Below are 19,032 nucleotides of genomic sequence, written 5' to 3'. Positions count from 1 at the left end.
GAGAAAGAGAGGTTGAATGTACCTATGATTTTTTTCAACGCTTTTTGGGTTGGCGGACTAATTTGTGTAATTGGGCAGCTGTTAATTGATTTAACGAAGCTGACACCGGCGAGAATCATGGTGCTCTTCGTTTGCACCGGTGTTCTTTTAGGAGCACTTGGCCTATACCAACCTATAGTAGATTTTGCTGGATCTGGTGCTACTGTGCCATTGGTTGGCTTTGGCTGGGCTTTGGCAGAGGGAGTGAAAGAAGCAGTGAACCAAAAAGGCTTTATCGGCATTTTTTCTGGAGGTCTTGCGGCAGGAGCAGCCGGTACAACGGCCGCTTTATTCTTTGGACTTTTAGGCTCTCTCATTACGAAGTCTGGAGATAAAAGTTAAAATTTTTGATAAGTGTTGGCAAGCCGTTCAGCACAACGGTAGGAAACTACTTTCTGAATGGCTTTTTTGCCTTTAGTTAGATGGCGACTAATAGTGCTCTTATTGAGCGAGAGAGCCTTTGCGATTTGTGGTATGCTCTTTTGCTCAAAAAAATAGAGAGAAATACAAGTTTTTTGCCTGTCCGTCAATTCATTTTTAATAGCCCATTGCATGGCACTGGTCATTCTTTGAATTTGTACTTGGTTATCTGAGGCTTTGCCCTCGTTGCTCAAGTGATTTGTTAGCTCGTCAAAACTAAGCAGTCTAGTTTTCATTTTTATTACCTCTCTGTAAAAGTAATTCTCCTGTGTGTTTGCATTCTAAGTACATATCATAAAGAATAGCGGTTCGGTGGTTGATAGAAAGCTTTTCATCTTGCGATTTATGTTTCCAGTTTAGTCGTATGTTATCGATGTGAGCTTTGATTTTTTTGGCTTCTATAAGGTATTCTTGTCCCCATTTTGTATAATCCAAATTATTTCCCTCCTGTTAAACGTTTGTTCTTAAACTGTAAAGTTATTGTATCAGGTGAGAAAATAATAATCAATAGAAAATCGAAAATATATTCGGCTAGGAGAGGAAATAAAGTTCCTCTCCCATTTTTCTTCTTTTATAAACAGAAAACTATATATAGTATTCATAATAAATTCGCAAAAAATCTAAAAATACTAGATATTGTATTAAAAATTACATAAATCTTTCATAGAGTACCATATAGTTACAATAAAACCCAAAGTAAAAAAGACAAGATATGCATAAAAGTAAAGGTATAATTCTTCTATGATTTACATAAGAATATAGGTTATAAAAAAACTGATTACAGAGGTGTTTGTCTTGGAAGAACAAAGAGTCAGCGGAGTGAAAGAGCGATTAAAGCTTTTATGGCAGTCAGCATACACCGAAAAAATACTCATAATTGTGGCAAGCTTTTTATCGGGAATAGTTTCTTCGCGAGGTTTGGTGTTCGGAAAATATTCTCCGTTTGGAGTCGCCGTGGTGGCCGCTGTTCCCCGAGAGGGATTATGGGCTTCGGCTTTGGGCGCTTTTATCGGATATTTACTGCCGTCCCCTGTATACATACCAGTTCGATATATAGCCACCCTAGTCGCTGTCTTGGCCATTCGTTGGTCACTTTCAGAGCTTAAAGCAGTATCAAAGCATCCGGCATTCGCACCGGTAGCAGCCTTTTTGCCGCTCTTGTTGACAGGAATTACCATGATATTGATTCAAGGCACACTGAATTATTCAGCAGCGCTCTATATGGCAGAATCTTTTCTAGGTGCAGGCTGTGCTTATTTTATACAAAGAACGGCAGACATGATTTTGTATAGAAGAAAAGAAAATGTTTTTGATAATATAGATTTAGCTTCATTGATGATTACTGTTTGCATTTTTATTTTGGCATTCACGCAGGTTGATATAGCAGGCATATCGATTGGCAGAATTTTGAGTGTTTTGATGGTTCTTTATTGTGCTAGAGTGGGCGGTGTAGCGGGAGGAACAATCTCCGGTGTAGCGGCAGGTGCCATTCAAGGACTTTCACTTTCGGGGCTTTCTTATCTTTCAGGAGCGTATGGGTTAGGTGGCTTAGTGGCAGGAGCATTCTCTCCGCTGGGGAAAATTGCTGGAGCGGTTGCCTTTATCTTGGCACATGGAATTGCGTCCATTCAAGTAGGGGATAGCAATATTGCTTTTAAAGGTGCGGTAGAGGTAGCGGCAGCAACCATTCTTTATATGGCGATTCCAAAAAGCAGAAGGATTAGCGAGTTTTTTACCATGCGCAAAGATAATTTAAGCGGTGGTGCTTTGCGTGGAAACATTGTCATGCGTTTGAATCATGCCTCAGAAGCGCTAACCGGTATTTATGCGTCAGTTGAAGAAATCTCTAAAAAGCTAGAGGCTGTATCTGCGCCGGACATACAGACGGTCTATAACCAATCTGCGGAAAAAATCTGTGCCGGCTGTGGGAAAAGTGTGATATGCTGGCGAAAATATAAAGAGGTCACAGTTGCCAACTTTGCCTCATTAACAAAGATTTTAAAAGAAAAGGGCAAGATTGAATCTTCAGATTTTCAAAAAGAGTTTCTGGACCGCTGCGGACGCTCGGGCGAAATGAGAGATGAAATCAACAAAAACTATGCACGTCATTTGGCACGAGAAGCTGCGGAACTTAGAGCTTTACAGGTACGTGAAGTAGTGGAGTCTCATTTTAGAACAACGTCGGGTATTTTGGGAGAAATGGCAGAGGAATTTGCCAAATATGAGCAATTTGATGAAGAAGCTTCAGAACGAATTAGTGCCATTTTATCGGACAACGGTATGGTGCCGATAGAGGTTTGTTGCCGGGTCGACCGATATGATCGCATGACAGTAGAAGCAGAAGTGGAGAAGGATAGACGAAAGAAGATTAATCGTGCCGGTTTTACAAAAGATATTTCATCAGCTTGCGGCAGAAATTTCTCTCCCCCTTGTGTCAGTGTAATAGAAGACCGTTGCAGAATTCAAATGTGTGAGAGAGCTAAATTTGATGTTGTCAGAGGATTTTCACAGTACAGTGCTCGAAATAGTTCGTTCTGTGGAGATTGCGCGGCTGTTTTCTATGACGGAGCGGGGCATTTAATCGCACTGATTAGTGACGGTATGGGAACAGGTGGGCGCGCTGCGGTGGACGGCGCAATGACAGTAGCAATGGCCGAGAGTTTGCTCAAAGCAGGCATTGGGTTTGACAGTATGTTAAAAACCGTAAATGCTGCCTTGATTGCCAAATCAGGAGATGAAACACTGGCAACGCTTGATGTCACCTCCATTGATTTATTCACGGGTATGGCAGAATTTCGCAAAGCCGGTGCAGCTGGTACAGTGCTGGTCAGGGGTAAAAAAACTGAATACATAGAGTCTTCTTCTATGCCGGCTGGTATCATGCCTGATATTGAATTTGTTCGCACCAATCGAGAGCTTGAAGCGGGCGATATGATTGTCATGGTTTCTGATGGTGTGATTGCAACAGGAAGCGAATGGCTAATTGATTTTGTGGAAAATTGTGATGAAGAAACAGAACTCAATATGTTGGCAGAGCAAATTACTGTTCGAGCAAAGAAAGAGCGCAGCGACGGTCATGATGATGATGTAAGCGTACTCATTTTGGTATTAAAATAAATAGGTGTGAAATAATTCCTACGGCAAGTTGGCGGTAGGAATTATTTTTATAGAAAAACAGGAGCAATAAAATATAAATCATACTGATTGTATAGGAATAAAAAAGAAAGATAGGATTACTTTTTTACTCCTGCAAAGTTTCGAATAATAATTTGTGATAACGCTGAATATAGATTAGAAATCTAGATATACCAAGGAACTGTTAAATAGAAAAAAGGTTTTTGGAGAAAAGATAAAAAAATATTTCAAGAATTGAAAATAAAAAAGTTTAAAAATGTATTGACAAAATCCATGCAAATGCATATAATCATATTAAACAGATATGAAAAGCGAGTAATGAAATATGGAAACTGATTTTGCAAGAAACAAACAATTGATAAGAAGTGCTCGAATGTGTAGAATGCTTGCTTGGGATGATTATTGTTAAATCTCAAAAAGGATATTTATTAAGAAAGATATATCTGCTATACTAGAGAGATAAGGATGTCTTATGACAGGTATATAGCAAAGATATGTCATCACAAAAATAAATGAAAGCAGGTATTAATCATGAGCAACAAAAATTATAGATTTGAAACGCTTCAACTTCATGCAGGACAAGAAAATCCGGATCCTACCACAGACGCAAGAGCAGTTCCGATTTATCAGACCAGTTCTTATGTGTTTAAAGACAGCGCACAGGCAGCCGGACGCTTTTCATTATCAGAGCCAGGCAACATTTATACTAGATTGATGAATCCGACATCTGACGTTTTTGAAACTCGTATTGCTGCTTTAGAAGGTGGCGCAGCTGCTTTGGCAACAGCTTCAGGAGCGGCAGCAGTTGCCTATGCGGTACAGAATATTGCCATTGCAGGCGATCACATTATTTCTGACAAATATATTTACGGCGGCTCCTATAATCTATTTGCTCATACTTTTAAAGATATCGGCATTGAAGCAACGTTTGTAGACGGCAGTGATCCTGAAAACTTTGCCAAGGCAATTCGTCCTAATACAAAAGCTATTTTCTTTGAAACTCTTGGCAATCCTAACAGCACTATTATTGATATTGAAGCGGTAGCTGCTATTGCCCACGAAAATGGAATTCCTGTCATTGTAGATAATACATTTGCAACACCATACTTGCTGAGACCCATTGAATATGGAGCAGACATTGTTGTTCACTCAGCCACTAAATTTATTGGTGGTCACGGCACAAGCATTGGCGGTGTCATTGTAGATTCTGGCAAGTTTGATTGGAAAGCCAGCGGTAAGTTCCCGAGCTTAACAGAGCCGAATGACAGCTATCATGGAGCTGTATTTACAGAAGCAGCTGGGAATCTAGCATATATCACGAAAGCAAGAACAACATTGATGAGAGATACGGGAGCCGTGCTTAGCCCGTTCCATTCCTTCCTCTTTTTGCAAGGACTTGAAACACTTTCTCTGCGTGTAGAGCGTCATGTTGAAAACACCAAAAAGGTTATTGACTATCTTTTAAATAACCCTAAAGTAGAAAGAGTAAATCATCCTTCAATTCAAAATCGTGCCGATTATGATTTATATCAAAAGTATTTCCCACAGGGCGCAGGTTCTATCTTTACTTTTGAAATCAAAGGGGGAGAAGAAGAGGCAAAAACATTCATTGACCATTTACAATTGTTCTCTCTGCTTGCTAATGTGGCCGACGTAAAATCTTTGGTGATTCACCCTGCTTCAACTACACACTCACAGATGAGCCCTGAAGAGCTTTTAGATTCAGGTATCACACCAAGCACAGTTAGACTTTCTATTGGAACAGAACACTTTGATGACATTAAAGCTGATCTCGAAGAAGCATTCAGCTTTATTAAATAAAAAATAAATTTAGGCGGTGTCAATTATGAAAATTTATCAAAACATAACCGAACTCATTGGCAAAACCCCACTTATAGAAGTTGGCAGATATGCAAAAGAACATGATGCGGCAGCAAAAATTATTGTAAAATTAGAGTCTTTTAATCCCGCAGGAAGTGTAAAAGACAGAATCGCAAAAGCTATGTTAGACGATGCAGAACAGCAAGGTCTAATCAAAGAAGGCTCTGTCATTATTGAGCCAACAAGCGGTAACACAGGTATCGGTCTTGCCTCTATTGCAGCAGCAAGAGGATATCGTATTATCCTGACAATGCCTGAAACAATGAGCGTTGAGCGTCGCAATCTTTTAAAGGCTTATGGTGCAGAATTGGTGCTGACAGAAGGTGCGAAAGGCATGAAAGGTGCCATTGCTAAAGCAGAGGAGCTTGCCAAAGAAATTCCGAACAGTTTCATTCCCGGACAATTTGTGAACCCCGCAAACCCACAGGTGCACCGTGTGACAACAGGCCCTGAAATTTGGGAAGATACAGACGGCACGGTTGACATTCTAGTAGCTGGAATCGGCACAGGCGGCACGATAACCGGTACAGGTGAATTCTTAAAATCCAAAAAGGCTGATGTCAAGGTAGTCGCAGTTGAACCAAAAGATTCTCCGGTTCTTTCTAAAGGTACTCCGGGCCCTCACAAAATTCAGGGTATTGGCGCTGGATTTGTGCCGGATGTATTAAACACCGGTGTCTATGATGAGATTATCGCCGTATCGAATGAGGATGCTTTTGAGACAGGACGCCAAATTGCCAAAACAGAAGGTGTGTTGGTCGGAATATCTTCAGGTGCAGCGTTGTTTGCAGCAACTGAACTGGCAAAACGTCCTGAAAACGCCGGAAAAACCATTGTGGTTGTTCTGCCGGATACAGGTGAGCGTTATTTATCTACCCCCATGTTCACAGAATAAAATTTTGAAAGCCTCCCTTTTTCAAACAGACAGCAATTTTGCTGTCTGTTTTCTTTTGCGGCTTGACGAGTTACAAAAATGGTTTATACTTATATTCATCAATTATAAAACTACAGGTAAGAATTTTAAATATAAATCATTTTAGGAGTAAGAGTGTGAAAAATCAGTTTAACGCTATTTTGGTAGCAGCAGGCAATTCTTCTCGTATGCAGGGGATAGATAAGATTTTTGCAAGTATTAATGGAAAAGCGGTCATAGAAAAAACAATAGAAGCTTTTTTGCAGACAGATAGAATTCAAAAGATAGTGGTTGTTTGCCGACAAACAGACCAAGAGAAGCTACAGAAACGATTGGCAAACAAGAATAAGCCTATCCTGTTTGCAGTGGGAGGAAAATCCAGACAAGAATCAGTTTTGAATGGGATTAATCTGGTGTTAGGCAGCGACTATTTTGTGATTCACGATGCGGCAAGGCCCATGGTGACACCGAATTTGATTGAGTCTCTCTGTGAGGAGGCTTTGATACATGGAGCTGTGTCGGCAGCGGTTTGGGCAAAAGATACTTGCAAGCTTGTAGATGAAGATGGATTTGTGACAGAAACACCGCAAAGAGAGCGTTTAATGATGGTGCAAACTCCTCAAATATTTGCTGGCAACCTATATTTAGAAGCCGTAGAAAAAGCTAAAAAAGCAAACCGTGAATTTACGGATGACTGTCAGTTAATTGAATTTAATGGTGGCAAAGTCCGTTTGTGTCTAGGAGATTATCGCAATATAAAAATCACGACACCCGAAGATTTGCTGACGGCCAATGCGTTTTGCGAAGGAGAGAGAAAGATGAGAATTGGTTATGGCTATGACGTACATCAGTTAGTAGAAAATCGAAAGTTGATTTTGGGCGGAGTGGAAATACCGTTTGAAAAAGGTCTGTTGGGGCATTCTGACGCCGATGTATTGGCTCATGCTGTTTCGGATGCGATTTTGGGAGCAGCGGCTATGGGAGACATCGGCAAGTTGTTTCCGGATACAGACGACAGTTTTGAGGGAGCAGACAGTTTGCTGCTTTTAACAGAGGTTTGCCACCGTATTAGAGAAAAAGGCTATGAAATTGGCAATATTGATGCAACCATTATGGCGCAGAGACCAAAGCTTTCTCCTCATATTGAAAAAATGAGAAAAAAACTAGCAAAAGCCTGTCAGATAAGCCATGAAGATATCAGTGTAAAAGCTACCACTGAAGAGGGGTTAGGGTTTACTGGCCGTGAAGAAGGAATGGCTGCTTCGGCGGTATGTTTATTGAATTAAAGAGGAATTGAATATGGCAAAAGAGTTATCAGAGATGTCATTGGAAGAATTGTGGCAGCTTTTCCCTATTATTTTAAAGGAACATAATGAGGAATATGCAAGGTGGTATGAAGAAGAAAAAGAGAATATTCTTTCGCTTTTACACAAGCAAGAGTGGTATAGAATAAACCATATTGGTAGTACAGCTGTGAAAAATCTTTTAGCAAAGCCAACAGTGGATATCTTGTTAGAGATAAATCCGGATTGTGATGTTGTTTATTTAAAAGAAAGATTGCTGACCCAGGGTTGGCTGATGATGCACGCTGAAAATGAGCCTGAATTTCGCTGGGTACTAAATAAAGGCTATACTTCTGCCGGATTTGCGGAAAAGGTATATCACTTGCACGTTCGTTTAAAATCTGATTGGGATGAGCTCTATTTTAGGGACTATCTCATGGAACATCCCCAAACAGCTGAAGACTATGCAAAGTTAAAAAGAGTTTTGGGGCAGCAGTTTGAGCATGACAGAGACGGTTATACGGAAGCAAAAACAGAGTTTATTCAGACCGTGACAAAGAGGGCAAAATTACTATACTTAGAACGATATATGCCGAAAGAGAGAGAGTTGTTTCTATAAAAAGAAACGGCTCTCTTTCTCAATTAAAAGGCAAGAAAATTGTTAAAAATGTGACGGCAATGTAATCAGCAGCATATAATGGACAAAAAGTAGTGGCAGATTTGCTCATCAAACAAAAATGCAAAGTTTATCGAAAACCAATTATTTTTGTTGAGGGCAAAATTTGCATGAGGAAATTCAGCATACAGAATAGCTATTGGGCAAAGCTGATTTCCTAACGATACTTTCTTTTTAATTTATGACAATGTTCTTTTTGTATAGGATAAATAGCGAAAAGCGCTCTTTTCTTTTATGGGATTCCAGTGAAAAAAGATAAACTGGATTGACTTCAAACTAGATAAAAAAAAAAGCACATTTTACAGATAAATGAGGTGATTGAATGGAACTGATTCTAATGAAGACGGTCACATATGCCATGAAAGGAAGAGATGTTCTGACACAATGGGGTATTTCTTGCCGTGTAGAGCGTATTCCTAAAACGAGAGAAACCGGATGCGGATATGTATTGGCAGTACAGGGTGATATTAATTATGCAGAAAATGTACTCAGACAGAATGGTATTAGAACCTATGGAAGAGTACCGCAGACAGGGATGAATAGATTATGATTTATCTGGATAATAGTGCAACAACATTTCCAAAACCGATACAGGTTATAAACAGAATGAATTTAGCTTTAAAACAGTTTGCCGCCAATCCAGGACGGAGTGGTTATGAAATGAGTATGCGGACAGCCGAAGAAGTGTATGCTTGTCGGCGCGATGCAGCTCAATTTTTTGGCGCTGAAGGAGCCGAATGTGTGCTTTTTCAGCCAAGCTGTACACAGGCGGTCAATATCGTCATAAAAGGACTTCTCAAGCCGGGAGACCATGTGGTAGTCTCTGACTTGGAGCATAATGCCGTAATGAGACCTTTAGAAAAAATGACAAAAGTGGGGATAAGCTATACAGCAGCAAAAACGTATGAATCTAAACCGCAAAAAACGGTAGAATCATTTCGAGAGGCTATTCGCCCTGAAACAAAACTAGTGATTTGCACGTATGCTTCAAATGTATTTGGAATTCGCCTGCCTATTTTAGAAATTGCGAAAGTTGCTCATGAAAAGGGTGTCCAAATTTGTGTAGACTGTGCGCAAGCGGCGGGGGTTGTTCCGATTCATATGCGCAAAGATCAGTTAGACTATTTATGTATTGCCGGACACAAGGGGCTATATGGTCCTATGGGAACTGGGATGCTGATTATGAGTAGTGAGCAACAGTTAGACACACTGGTGGAAGGTGGAACAGGGACATCTTCACGAGAACTAATACAACCCGATGAATTTCCAGAGCGTTTTGAAAGCGGAACACAAAATATACCTGGTATTGCAGGGTTAAGAGCCGGCATGGATTTTGTTCAAAAAACAGGCATAGATAATATTTATCAAAAAGAAATGAAGCATATTGCGCAGCTATATCAATCTTTAGAGAAAATACCAAAAGTGATTCTTTATACCAGTAAGCCGCAAGCTCCTTTTTTTGTTCCTGTGCTATCTTTTAATATAGAAGGCATGGCAAGCGAAGAGGTGGGCGCATATCTGGCACGCCATGATATTTGTGTGCGCTGTGGGCTGCATTGTGCTCCTGCTGCTCATGAAAAAATGAACACATTGGATGGAACTGTTCGCATTTCTCCGTCTTATTTTACAAAAGAACATGAGATTCAAGTTTTTTTGCGTGCTATCATGAAAATTGTACAATAAACCACTAGGTCTGGGGAAATTTATTTAGATATTCTTATCTAAAAGGGGTTTTCTTGAGAATAGTTTTATGATAAAATAGAATCCAGTAAGTGAGTTTGTTCGAAATTTGTAGTCAACGTATGCTTGCCATCTGCCGCCAAAGCGGCAATGCAAATTTCAAAATTAGAATATGAGAAAACACGTTTAGCTTTTAAAACAGCTTGTAAGACTTTAAATTATAGAAATCATTTTGGAAAAAAGTTATATGATTTCATTTAAATTTAGAATTAAGATGGGATAGAATTAGATAGGGAATATGCAAATGAAAGGACTTCGAAATGGATACTTTGGGAGCACAATTAGCCCAATTTGGACAGGTATTAATTAATATTGCTCGAGGCTTTCAATGGAAAGATGCGCTGGATATCGGACTAGTTGCAGCCTTGTTGTATCAGCTTATTAAATTAATGCGCGATAGCAGAGCCGGACAGCTTCTAAAAGGAGTTGTATTGGTTTTTCTTGCTAGAATTATTTCTTCGTATTTTAAGTTACTGCTGCTTAGCCGTATTATGGATTTCTTTTTTGAGTTTGGCTTTATATCCGTTATTATTCTTTTTCAGCCTGAAATTAGAAAGGCACTGGAAAAAGTGGGACGCAGCAATGTCAGACGTTCTGTTTTAGGGGTGTTTTTTGGGAATAAAGACGGAAGAGATTATAGCGCGAGAATGCTTGAAGCTATTGATGCTGTCGTTGAAGGTACAGCCATGTTGCAACAATTGCGGATGGGTGCACTGATTGTTTTTGAAAGAGAAACCAGATTGGATGAAATCGCTGCTACGGGCACAATCATTGATGCAAAACCAAATGCTCAAATGATTGGAAACGTTTTCTATAATAAAGCGCCCTTACACGATGGCGCTTTATTGATTAGAAACGGGAAATTATATGCAGCTGGCTGTATATTACCATTAACCAATAGCCACAAGGTGAGTGCCTCATTAGGGACAAGACATCGAGCAGCCATGGGTATTAGCGAAGATTCAGATGCTGTGGTAGTGGTAGTTTCAGAGGAAACAGGGCAAATTTCTTTTGCCGATGCAGGCAGGCTAGAACGGAATTTAACACGTCTGCAACTCAATGATTTGCTCAAAAAATATTTGATTTTTAACAATGAAGATCGAATCTCTGTTTCTCCTTCAGCTGTTTTTGGAAGGATGAAAATTAGCTCCAAAAAGAAAGGAGCGGAGAAAAAATGAAAGAATCAGATAAAAAGAATGCTGGTCTAAATTTGTTTTTTCACAATGGATTTGTTCTAGGACTTTCTGTTTTAATAGCGTTAGTGATCTGGTTTGTGATGTCATTTTCTGAGGTATCGGAAAAGACCCCTAGACAGATTCAAGAAGTGCCAATTAGCATTAAAATGTCTGATAAAGCACAAAATGATGGATTGGCAATTTTCTCTCAATCGCAAAATACAATAGATATTTCTGTCACCGGAAATTCTTCTGTTATTAATAAATTGACAGTTGATGATTTTTTGGTAGAAGCCAATTTTGATCCGGATTCTACTAAAGTGACAGGGTCTTCTTTGCAGTCACAAGCAATCTCACTCAAAGTGCAAAAAGCACAGTCTCTCAAAGATTTTCAGATTGTTTCGGTAGAACCCAATGAAATCACAGTAGAATATGACAGGGTGAAAAAAATCACGTTGCCTATTGAAAATGAAATTAAATATCAGCTGGATTCTTCTTACTATGTTTCGGCTCCTGCTTTTTCGGAGACCGACGTGATTGTTACGGGACCGGAATCAATTGTCAATAAAATTAAAAGGGCGGCTATTTCTTATGAAGTAGGTGGAACTTTAAAGCAAGATGTTTCTTTTAACACGGGTATCACGCTTTATGACGCAGATAATGTGGCAGTTACTGATGTGAACCGTGAGAAGTTGACGCTGAGCACAGACAAAATTGATGTGACAATTTCAGCTTTACCTAAAAAGACAGTGCCAATTGAATTGAATTTAATCAATCGTCCTGAAGGTTTTGCTGATTCTAGAATCACAATTTCGCCAGCAACCATTGATATAGCGGCATCAACTGATAAACTAGCGGCTATTAATAAATTTCTCATTGAAAGTCCTATTGATTTTTCCACGATTACACCGTCCAATCAATCTTTTAGTTTGGATATTCCCGTAGTGGCAGATGTGAAAAATATCAGTAATGTAGAATCTGTTCAGGTATCATTTAACTTGAATTCTTATAAAGAAAGTAAGTTTTCTACCACTAATATTAAGCTAGTAAATGCCCCATCGGTGTCAAATCCGCAGCTTGTAACAAAAGCGTTATCGGTCAGTATTATGGGTTCGGAAGCACAAATTAGCAAATTGACTGGCGATTCCATTTATTGCACGGTCAATCTCGAAAATGTGAATACTACTTCGGGCAGTGTAGAAGTTCCGGTAACAGTGCAAGTGAACGGAGCGAATTCTTGTTGGGTAGTAGGCAATAATTATGTTGTTACAGTTGATATGGATGCTGTTGTTGCCAATGCACCGGCACAAGAAGATAATGACAATGATGCTGTAGCAACCGTACGTGCCACGCAGTAGGTTAAGAAGGCACATTTCCATTTTTCTTATTAGATTGATATTTCATAGAGTTTTAAATTTAAAAAAGGCTGCAAACTATGCGGCCTTTTTTTGTTTTAGTAGTAAGCACAATAGCTTAGTAGTGGAAGTAGTAGGCTTTGATTTTTATAGAGAAAAGGTTCAAATTGCAAAGACCTTTCCTCTACTTTTTAGGTAATAATAATGTTTTTAAAGAATTTATAGATTTAGGAATGACAGTGAAAATAAAAAATGATATGATATACATACCTTTAAAAGTTTGAAGCGAACAAAAACGAATTGTCTGCGGTTGACAATGTGTACCACAAATTTTTAAATGAATATAGGATAAGGAAGGAATTAAGGGGTATGAATAAAAGTTTTCTCAAGTTGTTAGAAAGAATAGCAGAAGAAAATGGACTGCGTGTAGATCAAGATTCCGGTGTGATTTTTGGTGTGAAAAGTGAGTATGAGGTTTATCTTCAAGCTCCCGAAAATACGCGCCAGTTTGTTTTGAGTGTTTCAGTTGTGAACAGAGAGACGCAGGCACTCTCTTCAAAAGAATTTAAAGAATTAGTGAAACAGTCAAAAGCAATTGCAGGTTGTAATACTGCATTACATAAAGCTAACTTTACCATTAATCCTGGTATGTCAAAAAATAAGACCACAGAAAATATTAGAATAGCTTTAGAAGAAGTTATATCCTATCTAATTAGTAATCAATATCAGAATTGCTGCCAAGAGTGCAGTGCAATTGGTTCTACCGATACCTATATGGTAGCAGGTGTGCCAGAAATACTCTGCAGCTCTTGCTTTGCCGGGAAAAGCAGTAACATAGATAGAGAGCAGCAGACAGAAAAAATGAAGAAAGAGAATATAGCGGCAGGTGTTGTGGGTGCGTTGATAGGCTCTTTACTTGGTGTAGCAAGTATCATTATTTTGGGCCAATTGGGATATGTAGCCAGTATTTCTGGTTTTATTATGGCAATTTGTGTCTTAAAAGGTTATGAATTGCTGGGAGGAAAGCTCACGATTAAAGGAACGATTATTAGCGTTGTTATTATGTTGGTCATGGTCTTTGTTGGCCATCAAGCTGACTGGTCAATTACTGTCATGAGCTATTTTGAAACAGATTTCTTCACTGCCTTTAGAACAATACCTCTTCTCATTGAAGAAGAAATTATCGATTTGGTCGATTATCTTGGAAATCTTGGTTTGGTCTATTTGTTTACATTAGTCGGAGCTGTTCCTACTATTTACAATGCAGTTAAAAAGAAAAAAACAAGCCGAATCAGCTATAAAATGGGAACACAAGATAATTTAAATTAAATTTTGATGCATTTAGCATTTAAAAGTAAAAAAGCTTGAGATTTTAAAATCTCAAGCCTTTTTCGTATGATGATAAACTTAGAATTTATGATTGAGTAACAACAGTCAAAGCTTCATCGCCAAGAACTTTATATTGCCAGTTAGAGCCGCCTGTAACTTGTAGAGTAACAATATCGTTGCTACGAACAGCCTTAGCGTTCATAACGATTTTGCCGGATAGATCTGTGACAGAAGCTTCAGCAGCAGCACCGTCTTCAGGCATGCAAATATAGAATGTCACGCCGTCAGCATAGTCATAATCAGGTTTGGTGTCACAAGAACCAACAGCAAGAAGGGTGTTGGGGCGAACGAGTAATGGCATGGAGAAGTAATCATGTGTTTCAGTTTGCCATTTTCCGCCTTCAACAACGGTTTCAGTTAACAGGTTATACCATTTTCCTTCTGGTAGATAGTATTCTACTTCGCCTGAATTTTTGAAAATAGGAGCGACTAATAGAGAATCGCCAAGCATATATTGTTTATCAAGAGGTTCACAAGCGCGGTCGGTTGGGAACTCTACAAACATGGGGCGCATCATAGGAGTACCCTCTTCATGAGAAAGAACAGCCTGATGGTAGAGATAAGGCATAAGAGAGCATTTCAGTTTTGTGAATTTCTCTAGCACATCGCAAGCTTCATCGTCAAAGAGCCACGGCACACGATAAGAAGAAGAACCGTGCAAACGGCTATGAGAGCTTAAGAGACCAAACTGGCACCATCTTTTATAGATATCGGCAGGTGCAGTGCTTTCAAAACCACTGATATCATGGCTCCAAAATCCAAATCCGGCACAAGCCAAAGAAAGACCGCTGCGTAGCGTTTCTGCCATAGAGAAATAGCTAGCTGAACTGTCACCGCCCCAGTGTGCAGGGAATTTTTGTCCGCCAACAGTAGCGGAACGAGCAAACAAAACAGCTTCACCAACGCCTCTTTCTCTTTCGAGTAATTCAAAGACAGTCTGATTATAAAGTTGAGTGTAGTAGTTATGCATTTTTACAGGATCGGAACCGTCAAAATAAGCGATATCTTTGACAGGAATTCTCTCACCAAAATCTGTTTTGAAGCAATCAACACCTTGGTCAAGCAGCACTTTTAGCTTTTCTTGATACCAACGAACAGCTTCGGGATTTGTAAAGTCGACTAGGCCCATACCAGCCTGCCACATATCGGTTTGCCAAACATCACCGTTTGTCTTTTTAATGAGATATCCACGCTCTTTGCCTTCTTGGAAAAGATAGGATTTTTGAGCAATATAGGGGTTAATCCAAACACAAATTTTGAGACCTTTTTCGTGATAGCGCTCAATCATGCCCTTAGGATCAGGGAAAGTTTTGGAGTCCCAAGTAAAGTTACACCATTCAAAGGCTTCCATCCAGAAACAGTCAAAATGGAAAACGTGAAGAGGGATATTGCGCTCTGCCATGCCATCAATGAAGTGTGAGGTAGTGGTTTCATCATAGTTGGTGGTGAAAGAGGTAGTGAGCCAAAGACCAAAAGACCATGCCGGCGGCAAAGCGGGTTTGCCTGTTAATTCGGTATATTTTTGGATAGTTCCTTTAGGGGTTTTGCCGTTGATGACAAAGTAATCTAAACGCTCGCCTTCGACAGAGAACTGAATGCGTTCCACTTTTTCACTGGCAATTTCATAGGCGGCATCGCCTTCGTTATCGATTAAAACGCCGTAGCCTTTGTTTGTAATATAGAAAGGAATGTTTTTGTAGGAAATCTCACTGGCGGTACCGCCATCTTCATTCCACATTTCAACGGTTTGTCCGTTTTTAACGAAAGGAGTGAAGCGCTCGCCTAAACCGTAGATATATTCATCTACGTCAATGGAAAGTTGCTCAACCATATAAGTACGGTCAGTTTCTGTGTTGGTCATGTAAGCCATATTGCGGAACTGTGTGTTGGTTAACTCACGGTCACCATCGAAGAAGCGAATTGACCATGCATTTGGTTCCTTGCAAATAACAGCTTTGGTTGAACCAGTGGTATAAGTTAAAGTAGTATCTGTTTCTTCAATGCTTACATGTGGGTGTGTATCATTGATTTCAACAAAAGGACCGGGATAAGTTGTGCCTTCAAAGTGTCGCATGGATACTTTGATAACGTCTTCCATCGGGCTGGTTAGTTCAACGGTAATCATACCCAAATTAAGCGAAGCACCACGGTGGAATACGTTTCTACCCGGCGCATAAATGGTCAAAGAGTCTCCATTTATACGGTGATCAGCATATTCTACAGCGAAAAGTGGGTTAATCTCGTCACGTACATGCCAATAGCCATTTGTAAATTTCATAATCGTTCTCCTTTTAGGCAAAAGCCTGCAATAATGTATCAATTATTTAGCTGACAAGAACATTTAAGACGTGAAATAAAAAATGTGTTTCACAAAAGTTTGTGAAGAGTAATAAAAGGCTGCTCATTCTACCGCCATTCATATGAATTAAGAAATAGGAATAAAAGACAGTTCTCTATTACTGAATTGATAATTATTATACTATCATTTTTACAGATAAAAGTATAGCGAAATGATAACCTTTTATAGTCAATTTTTATCTTTTCGTAGATTATTTGAGTAAAAATTTGAGATAAATTTAACAATTTGAAAAAAGATAATTTCTAGTTAGAAACGAAAGATTAAAAAATTAATAAAAAGTATTGATTTCTTTAAATTTGTCTTACTATCCTAGTGAAAGAGTTGATTTTAAATTAGAATAAGCGTAAGATAAAAGAGTAAAAATTGATAGATAGGGGTCTTGATGATGCAAGATAATTATAACGGAAATATACCAAATCATGAGCAGCCTTTTAATACACAAACCACTCAGCAACCGAATAATCAACAAGCGGGACCAATACCACCCAATAATCAACAGCAGCCGGGTCAGTCATCTTATTATAACCCTCCACAATATCAACCTCAGCAAGGCATGGAGCCACCTCCAGGTTATATGCAAAAAAGTCGAATTGCTGCCGGTATTTTAGCGATTCTCTTGGGAGAGTTGGGCGTACACAGTTTTTATCTTGGCAATACATCTAAAGGCCTTACACAGCTTTTGGTTTCTCTTTTAACTTGTGGCATTGGTGCGATTGTCATGAAGATTCTTGCCATTATTGAAGGGGTGAGAATTTTGGACGGACGGATTACTACAGATGCTTATGGTATTTATTTGAAAGACTAAATTGTCATGGAAGTGAGGTGAAAGCAGTGGCAGAGAATGGTTATCAGCCGCATCAAAACAAGGATGGGTCTGTACAGGGAGCAGAGGAGTTTAGGGCAGCTGAAAACAATGTCCCAAATGGAGTGCCTGTGCCGCCACCCAATGGATTTTATACACAACAACAGTTTTACCCAAATGGACGACCGATAGAACAAAATGCTCAAAACAATGCACCCATACCCAATGGATATCCTTATTATCAATATCATAAGAAAAGTAAACTGGCTGCCGCACTCTTAGCCTTTACCGTTGGTGTTTTTGGCGTGCATAACTTCTATTTGGGTTTTAGCAATAAAGCGGTTATTCAACTTGTGTTGGCGCTCGTGGGACTAATGAGCAATATTTTCACACTTTTTATTCCAACTCTTGTGGTGTTGGTTTGGAGCTTTATTGAGGGTGTGCAGATTATTAGCAACAACGAACAATATCGTTATGATGCAAATGGAATTGAATTAAAAGACTAAAAATCCTGATTTTCAGGATTTTTTCTTTTTTTGCCCAAATTAACTTGACATTTCAGATTGTTGTGATAAAATACATTGTATAAAATGTATTTTAAAGGAGACGATATGAGTCGCTATGAAGCACTGAAATTAGAGAATCAACTTTGTTTCCCTTTATATGCGGCAGCAAAAGGTATTGTAAGACTATATACTCCTCATTTAAATGAATTAAAGCTCACCTATACACAATATATCGTCATGATGGTGTTGTGGGAAGATAAACAAATTGCTGTTAAAGAATTGGGCGAGCGTCTTTTTTTGGATACCGGCACATTAACTCCTTTATTAAAAAAATTGCAGTTAAAAGGCTATATCACTCTTAGCAAAGCAGAAGAAGACAGACGCAGTGTTTTGGCGGCGATAACAGAAAATGGATTGGCTGTGCGAGAAGAAGCATTGAAGTTACCGGAAATCATTGGAGGGTGTATTCCTCTTAACGCCGCAGAAATGAAACAATTATACGATTTGACACACAAACTATTAAGAAAAATTCCTGAGTCAAATGTATATAAACAGGAATGTTAATCAAAATAAAAAAGAAGAAAAAGGAGAATTAAAATGAATATATCTGATTTTAAAGTAAAAGACAGAAAAGGCGAAATCGTTTCCCTTTCAGCGTATCAAGGAAAGGTTCTGATGATTGTCAACACAGCAATCAAATGTGGCTTAACACCACAATATGACGCATTAGAAGCTGTCTACAAGAGATATAAAGACAGAGGTTTTGAAATATTAGATTTTCCGTCAAACCAGTTTTTAAATCAGGCACCTGGTTCTGACGAAGATATTAACAGTTTCTGCACACTCAATTATGGAACGACATTTCCTCGTTTTTCTAAAGTCGATGTAAACGGTAAGAATGCCGACCCGCTTTTTGCGTGGCTTAGAGAAGAAATTGCCGAAGATAGTGGTGATGAAGAATCAGCTGCTTTTGAAAAGAAAGTAAAACCATTGAAACCATTCGCAAAACCGGGTGATATCAAATGGAACTTCGGTAAATTCTTGGTAGACAAAAAGGGAAATGTAGTCAAGAGATTTTCTCCTGGCTATACACCTGAAAAAATAGAAAGCACGATTGAAGAACTACTTTCACAAGAATAAAATAATAAAAATGCACCCTGATTTTAAGGTATTTACCAAAGAATCAGGGTGTTCTTTTATGCAAAAAGGAACAGACTGTAAATCTGTTGCCTTTGACTTCGATGGTTCGAATCCGTCCTCTTCTACTAAATAGTAAAAGTCCAGAATCCTAGTGGAGTACGGGGCTTTTTTCTTTTGCTCAAAAGGCTTTTGTATTGAGGAAACACAGGTTTATTTCCT

Annotated in this window: 18 protein-coding genes; 15 read left to right on the top strand and 3 right to left on the bottom strand. The window is 39.0% G+C overall.

Annotated features, from left to right (window positions below):
• Positions 1 to 24 precede the first annotated feature (24 nt).
• The gene (gene spoVAE, locus CS931_RS05070) at positions 25 to 381 is read left to right on the top strand and encodes a stage V sporulation protein AE (RefSeq protein WP_099204700.1); all 357 of its coding nucleotides are present in this window, start codon (positions 25 to 27) and stop codon (positions 379 to 381) included.
• Here spoVAE and CS931_RS05065 read toward each other — a convergent pair.
• Positions 378 to 695, bottom strand: coding sequence for an RNA polymerase sigma factor (locus CS931_RS05065; RefSeq protein ID WP_099204699.1), 318 nt, complete (start codon positions 693 to 695; stop codon positions 378 to 380). The genes spoVAE and CS931_RS05065 overlap by 4 nt on opposite strands.
• Positions 685 to 894 (bottom strand): hypothetical protein, encoded by a 210-nt coding sequence (locus CS931_RS05060; protein ID WP_099204698.1) that lies wholly within the window; start codon positions 892 to 894, stop codon positions 685 to 687. The genes CS931_RS05065 and CS931_RS05060 overlap by 11 nt, the downstream gene beginning before the upstream one ends.
• 360 nt (positions 895 to 1,254) lie before the next feature.
• On the opposite strand from CS931_RS05060, the gene CS931_RS05055 reads away from it, so the two are divergent.
• The 10 genes from CS931_RS05055 (at position 1,255) to CS931_RS05010 (ending at position 13,946) form a co-directional block, all read left to right on the top strand.
• Complete coding sequence (locus CS931_RS05055; protein ID WP_099204697.1) at positions 1,255 to 3,576, top strand: SpoIIE family protein phosphatase; 2,322 nt, start codon at positions 1,255 to 1,257, stop codon at positions 3,574 to 3,576.
• 549 nt (positions 3,577 to 4,125) lie between these two features.
• The gene (locus tag CS931_RS05050; protein ID WP_099204696.1) at positions 4,126 to 5,415 is read left to right on the top strand and encodes an O-acetylhomoserine aminocarboxypropyltransferase/cysteine synthase family protein; all 1,290 of its coding nucleotides are present in this window, start codon (positions 4,126 to 4,128) and stop codon (positions 5,413 to 5,415) included.
• Between the two features lie 22 nt (positions 5,416 to 5,437).
• Positions 5,438 to 6,370: a cysteine synthase A gene (cysK, locus tag CS931_RS05045; RefSeq protein WP_099205124.1), complete on the top strand. Its 933-nt coding sequence runs from the start codon at positions 5,438 to 5,440 to the stop codon at positions 6,368 to 6,370.
• Between the two features lie 155 nt (positions 6,371 to 6,525).
• Positions 6,526 to 7,674 (top strand): 2-C-methyl-D-erythritol 2,4-cyclodiphosphate synthase, encoded by a 1,149-nt coding sequence (ispF, locus tag CS931_RS13050; RefSeq protein ID WP_099204695.1) that lies wholly within the window; start codon positions 6,526 to 6,528, stop codon positions 7,672 to 7,674.
• 13 nt (positions 7,675 to 7,687) lie between these two features.
• Positions 7,688 to 8,290 carry a GrpB family protein gene (locus CS931_RS05035; protein WP_099204694.1) on the top strand — a complete coding sequence of 201 codons (603 nt, stop codon included), beginning with the start codon at positions 7,688 to 7,690 and terminating at the stop codon, positions 8,288 to 8,290.
• A 379-nt stretch (positions 8,291 to 8,669) separates the two neighbouring features.
• Positions 8,670 to 8,897 carry a putative Se/S carrier protein gene (locus tag CS931_RS05030; RefSeq protein ID WP_099204693.1) on the top strand — a complete coding sequence of 76 codons (228 nt, stop codon included), beginning with the start codon at positions 8,670 to 8,672 and terminating at the stop codon, positions 8,895 to 8,897.
• Positions 8,894 to 10,030 carry an aminotransferase class V-fold PLP-dependent enzyme gene (locus CS931_RS05025; RefSeq protein ID WP_099204692.1) on the top strand — a complete coding sequence of 379 codons (1,137 nt, stop codon included), beginning with the start codon at positions 8,894 to 8,896 and terminating at the stop codon, positions 10,028 to 10,030. The genes CS931_RS05030 and CS931_RS05025 overlap by 4 nt, the downstream gene beginning before the upstream one ends.
• Before the next feature lie 317 nt (positions 10,031 to 10,347).
• Positions 10,348 to 11,265: a diadenylate cyclase CdaA gene (cdaA, locus tag CS931_RS05020; RefSeq protein WP_099204691.1), complete on the top strand. Its 918-nt coding sequence runs from the start codon at positions 10,348 to 10,350 to the stop codon at positions 11,263 to 11,265.
• Positions 11,262 to 12,620, top strand: a complete 1,359-nt coding sequence (locus CS931_RS05015) for a CdaR family protein (protein WP_099204690.1) — start codon at positions 11,262 to 11,264, stop codon at positions 12,618 to 12,620. The genes cdaA and CS931_RS05015 overlap by 4 nt, the downstream gene beginning before the upstream one ends.
• 366 nt (positions 12,621 to 12,986) lie before the next feature.
• Positions 12,987 to 13,946 (top strand): hypothetical protein, encoded by a 960-nt coding sequence (locus tag CS931_RS05010; RefSeq protein WP_099204689.1) that lies wholly within the window; start codon positions 12,987 to 12,989, stop codon positions 13,944 to 13,946.
• An 85-nt stretch (positions 13,947 to 14,031) separates the two neighbouring features.
• Here the strand turns inward: CS931_RS05010 and yicI are convergent, their stop codons facing one another.
• Positions 14,032 to 16,284: an alpha-xylosidase gene (gene yicI, locus CS931_RS05005; RefSeq protein ID WP_099204688.1), complete on the bottom strand. Its 2,253-nt coding sequence runs from the start codon at positions 16,282 to 16,284 to the stop codon at positions 14,032 to 14,034.
• Positions 16,285 to 16,747: 463 nt separating this feature from the next.
• On the opposite strand from yicI, the gene CS931_RS05000 reads away from it, so the two are divergent.
• The 4 genes from CS931_RS05000 (at position 16,748) to CS931_RS04985 (ending at position 18,813) form a co-directional block, all read left to right on the top strand.
• Positions 16,748 to 17,170: a TM2 domain-containing protein gene (locus CS931_RS05000; RefSeq protein WP_200814947.1), complete on the top strand. Its 423-nt coding sequence runs from the start codon at positions 16,748 to 16,750 to the stop codon at positions 17,168 to 17,170.
• 26 nt (positions 17,171 to 17,196) lie between these two features.
• A complete protein-coding gene (locus tag CS931_RS12905) occupies positions 17,197 to 17,673 on the top strand; it encodes a TM2 domain-containing protein (protein ID WP_242964906.1) in 477 nt (158 codons plus the stop codon).
• A gap of 105 nt (positions 17,674 to 17,778) precedes the next feature.
• Complete coding sequence (locus CS931_RS04990) at positions 17,779 to 18,237, top strand: MarR family winged helix-turn-helix transcriptional regulator (protein ID WP_099204686.1); 459 nt, start codon at positions 17,779 to 17,781, stop codon at positions 18,235 to 18,237.
• A gap of 33 nt (positions 18,238 to 18,270) precedes the next feature.
• Entirely contained in the window at positions 18,271 to 18,813 is a 543-nt protein-coding gene (locus CS931_RS04985) for a glutathione peroxidase (protein ID WP_099204685.1), read from the top strand.
• The last annotated feature ends 219 nt before the right edge of the window (positions 18,814 to 19,032 follow it).

The organism is Scatolibacter rhodanostii (genome assembly GCF_900197595.1).
Taxonomy (GTDB): domain Bacteria; phylum Bacillota; class Clostridia; order Oscillospirales; family Acutalibacteraceae; genus Scatolibacter; species Scatolibacter rhodanostii.
Note: the sequence above shows the minus strand (reverse complement) of the source record. Positions and strands in the feature narration are given on the sequence as shown.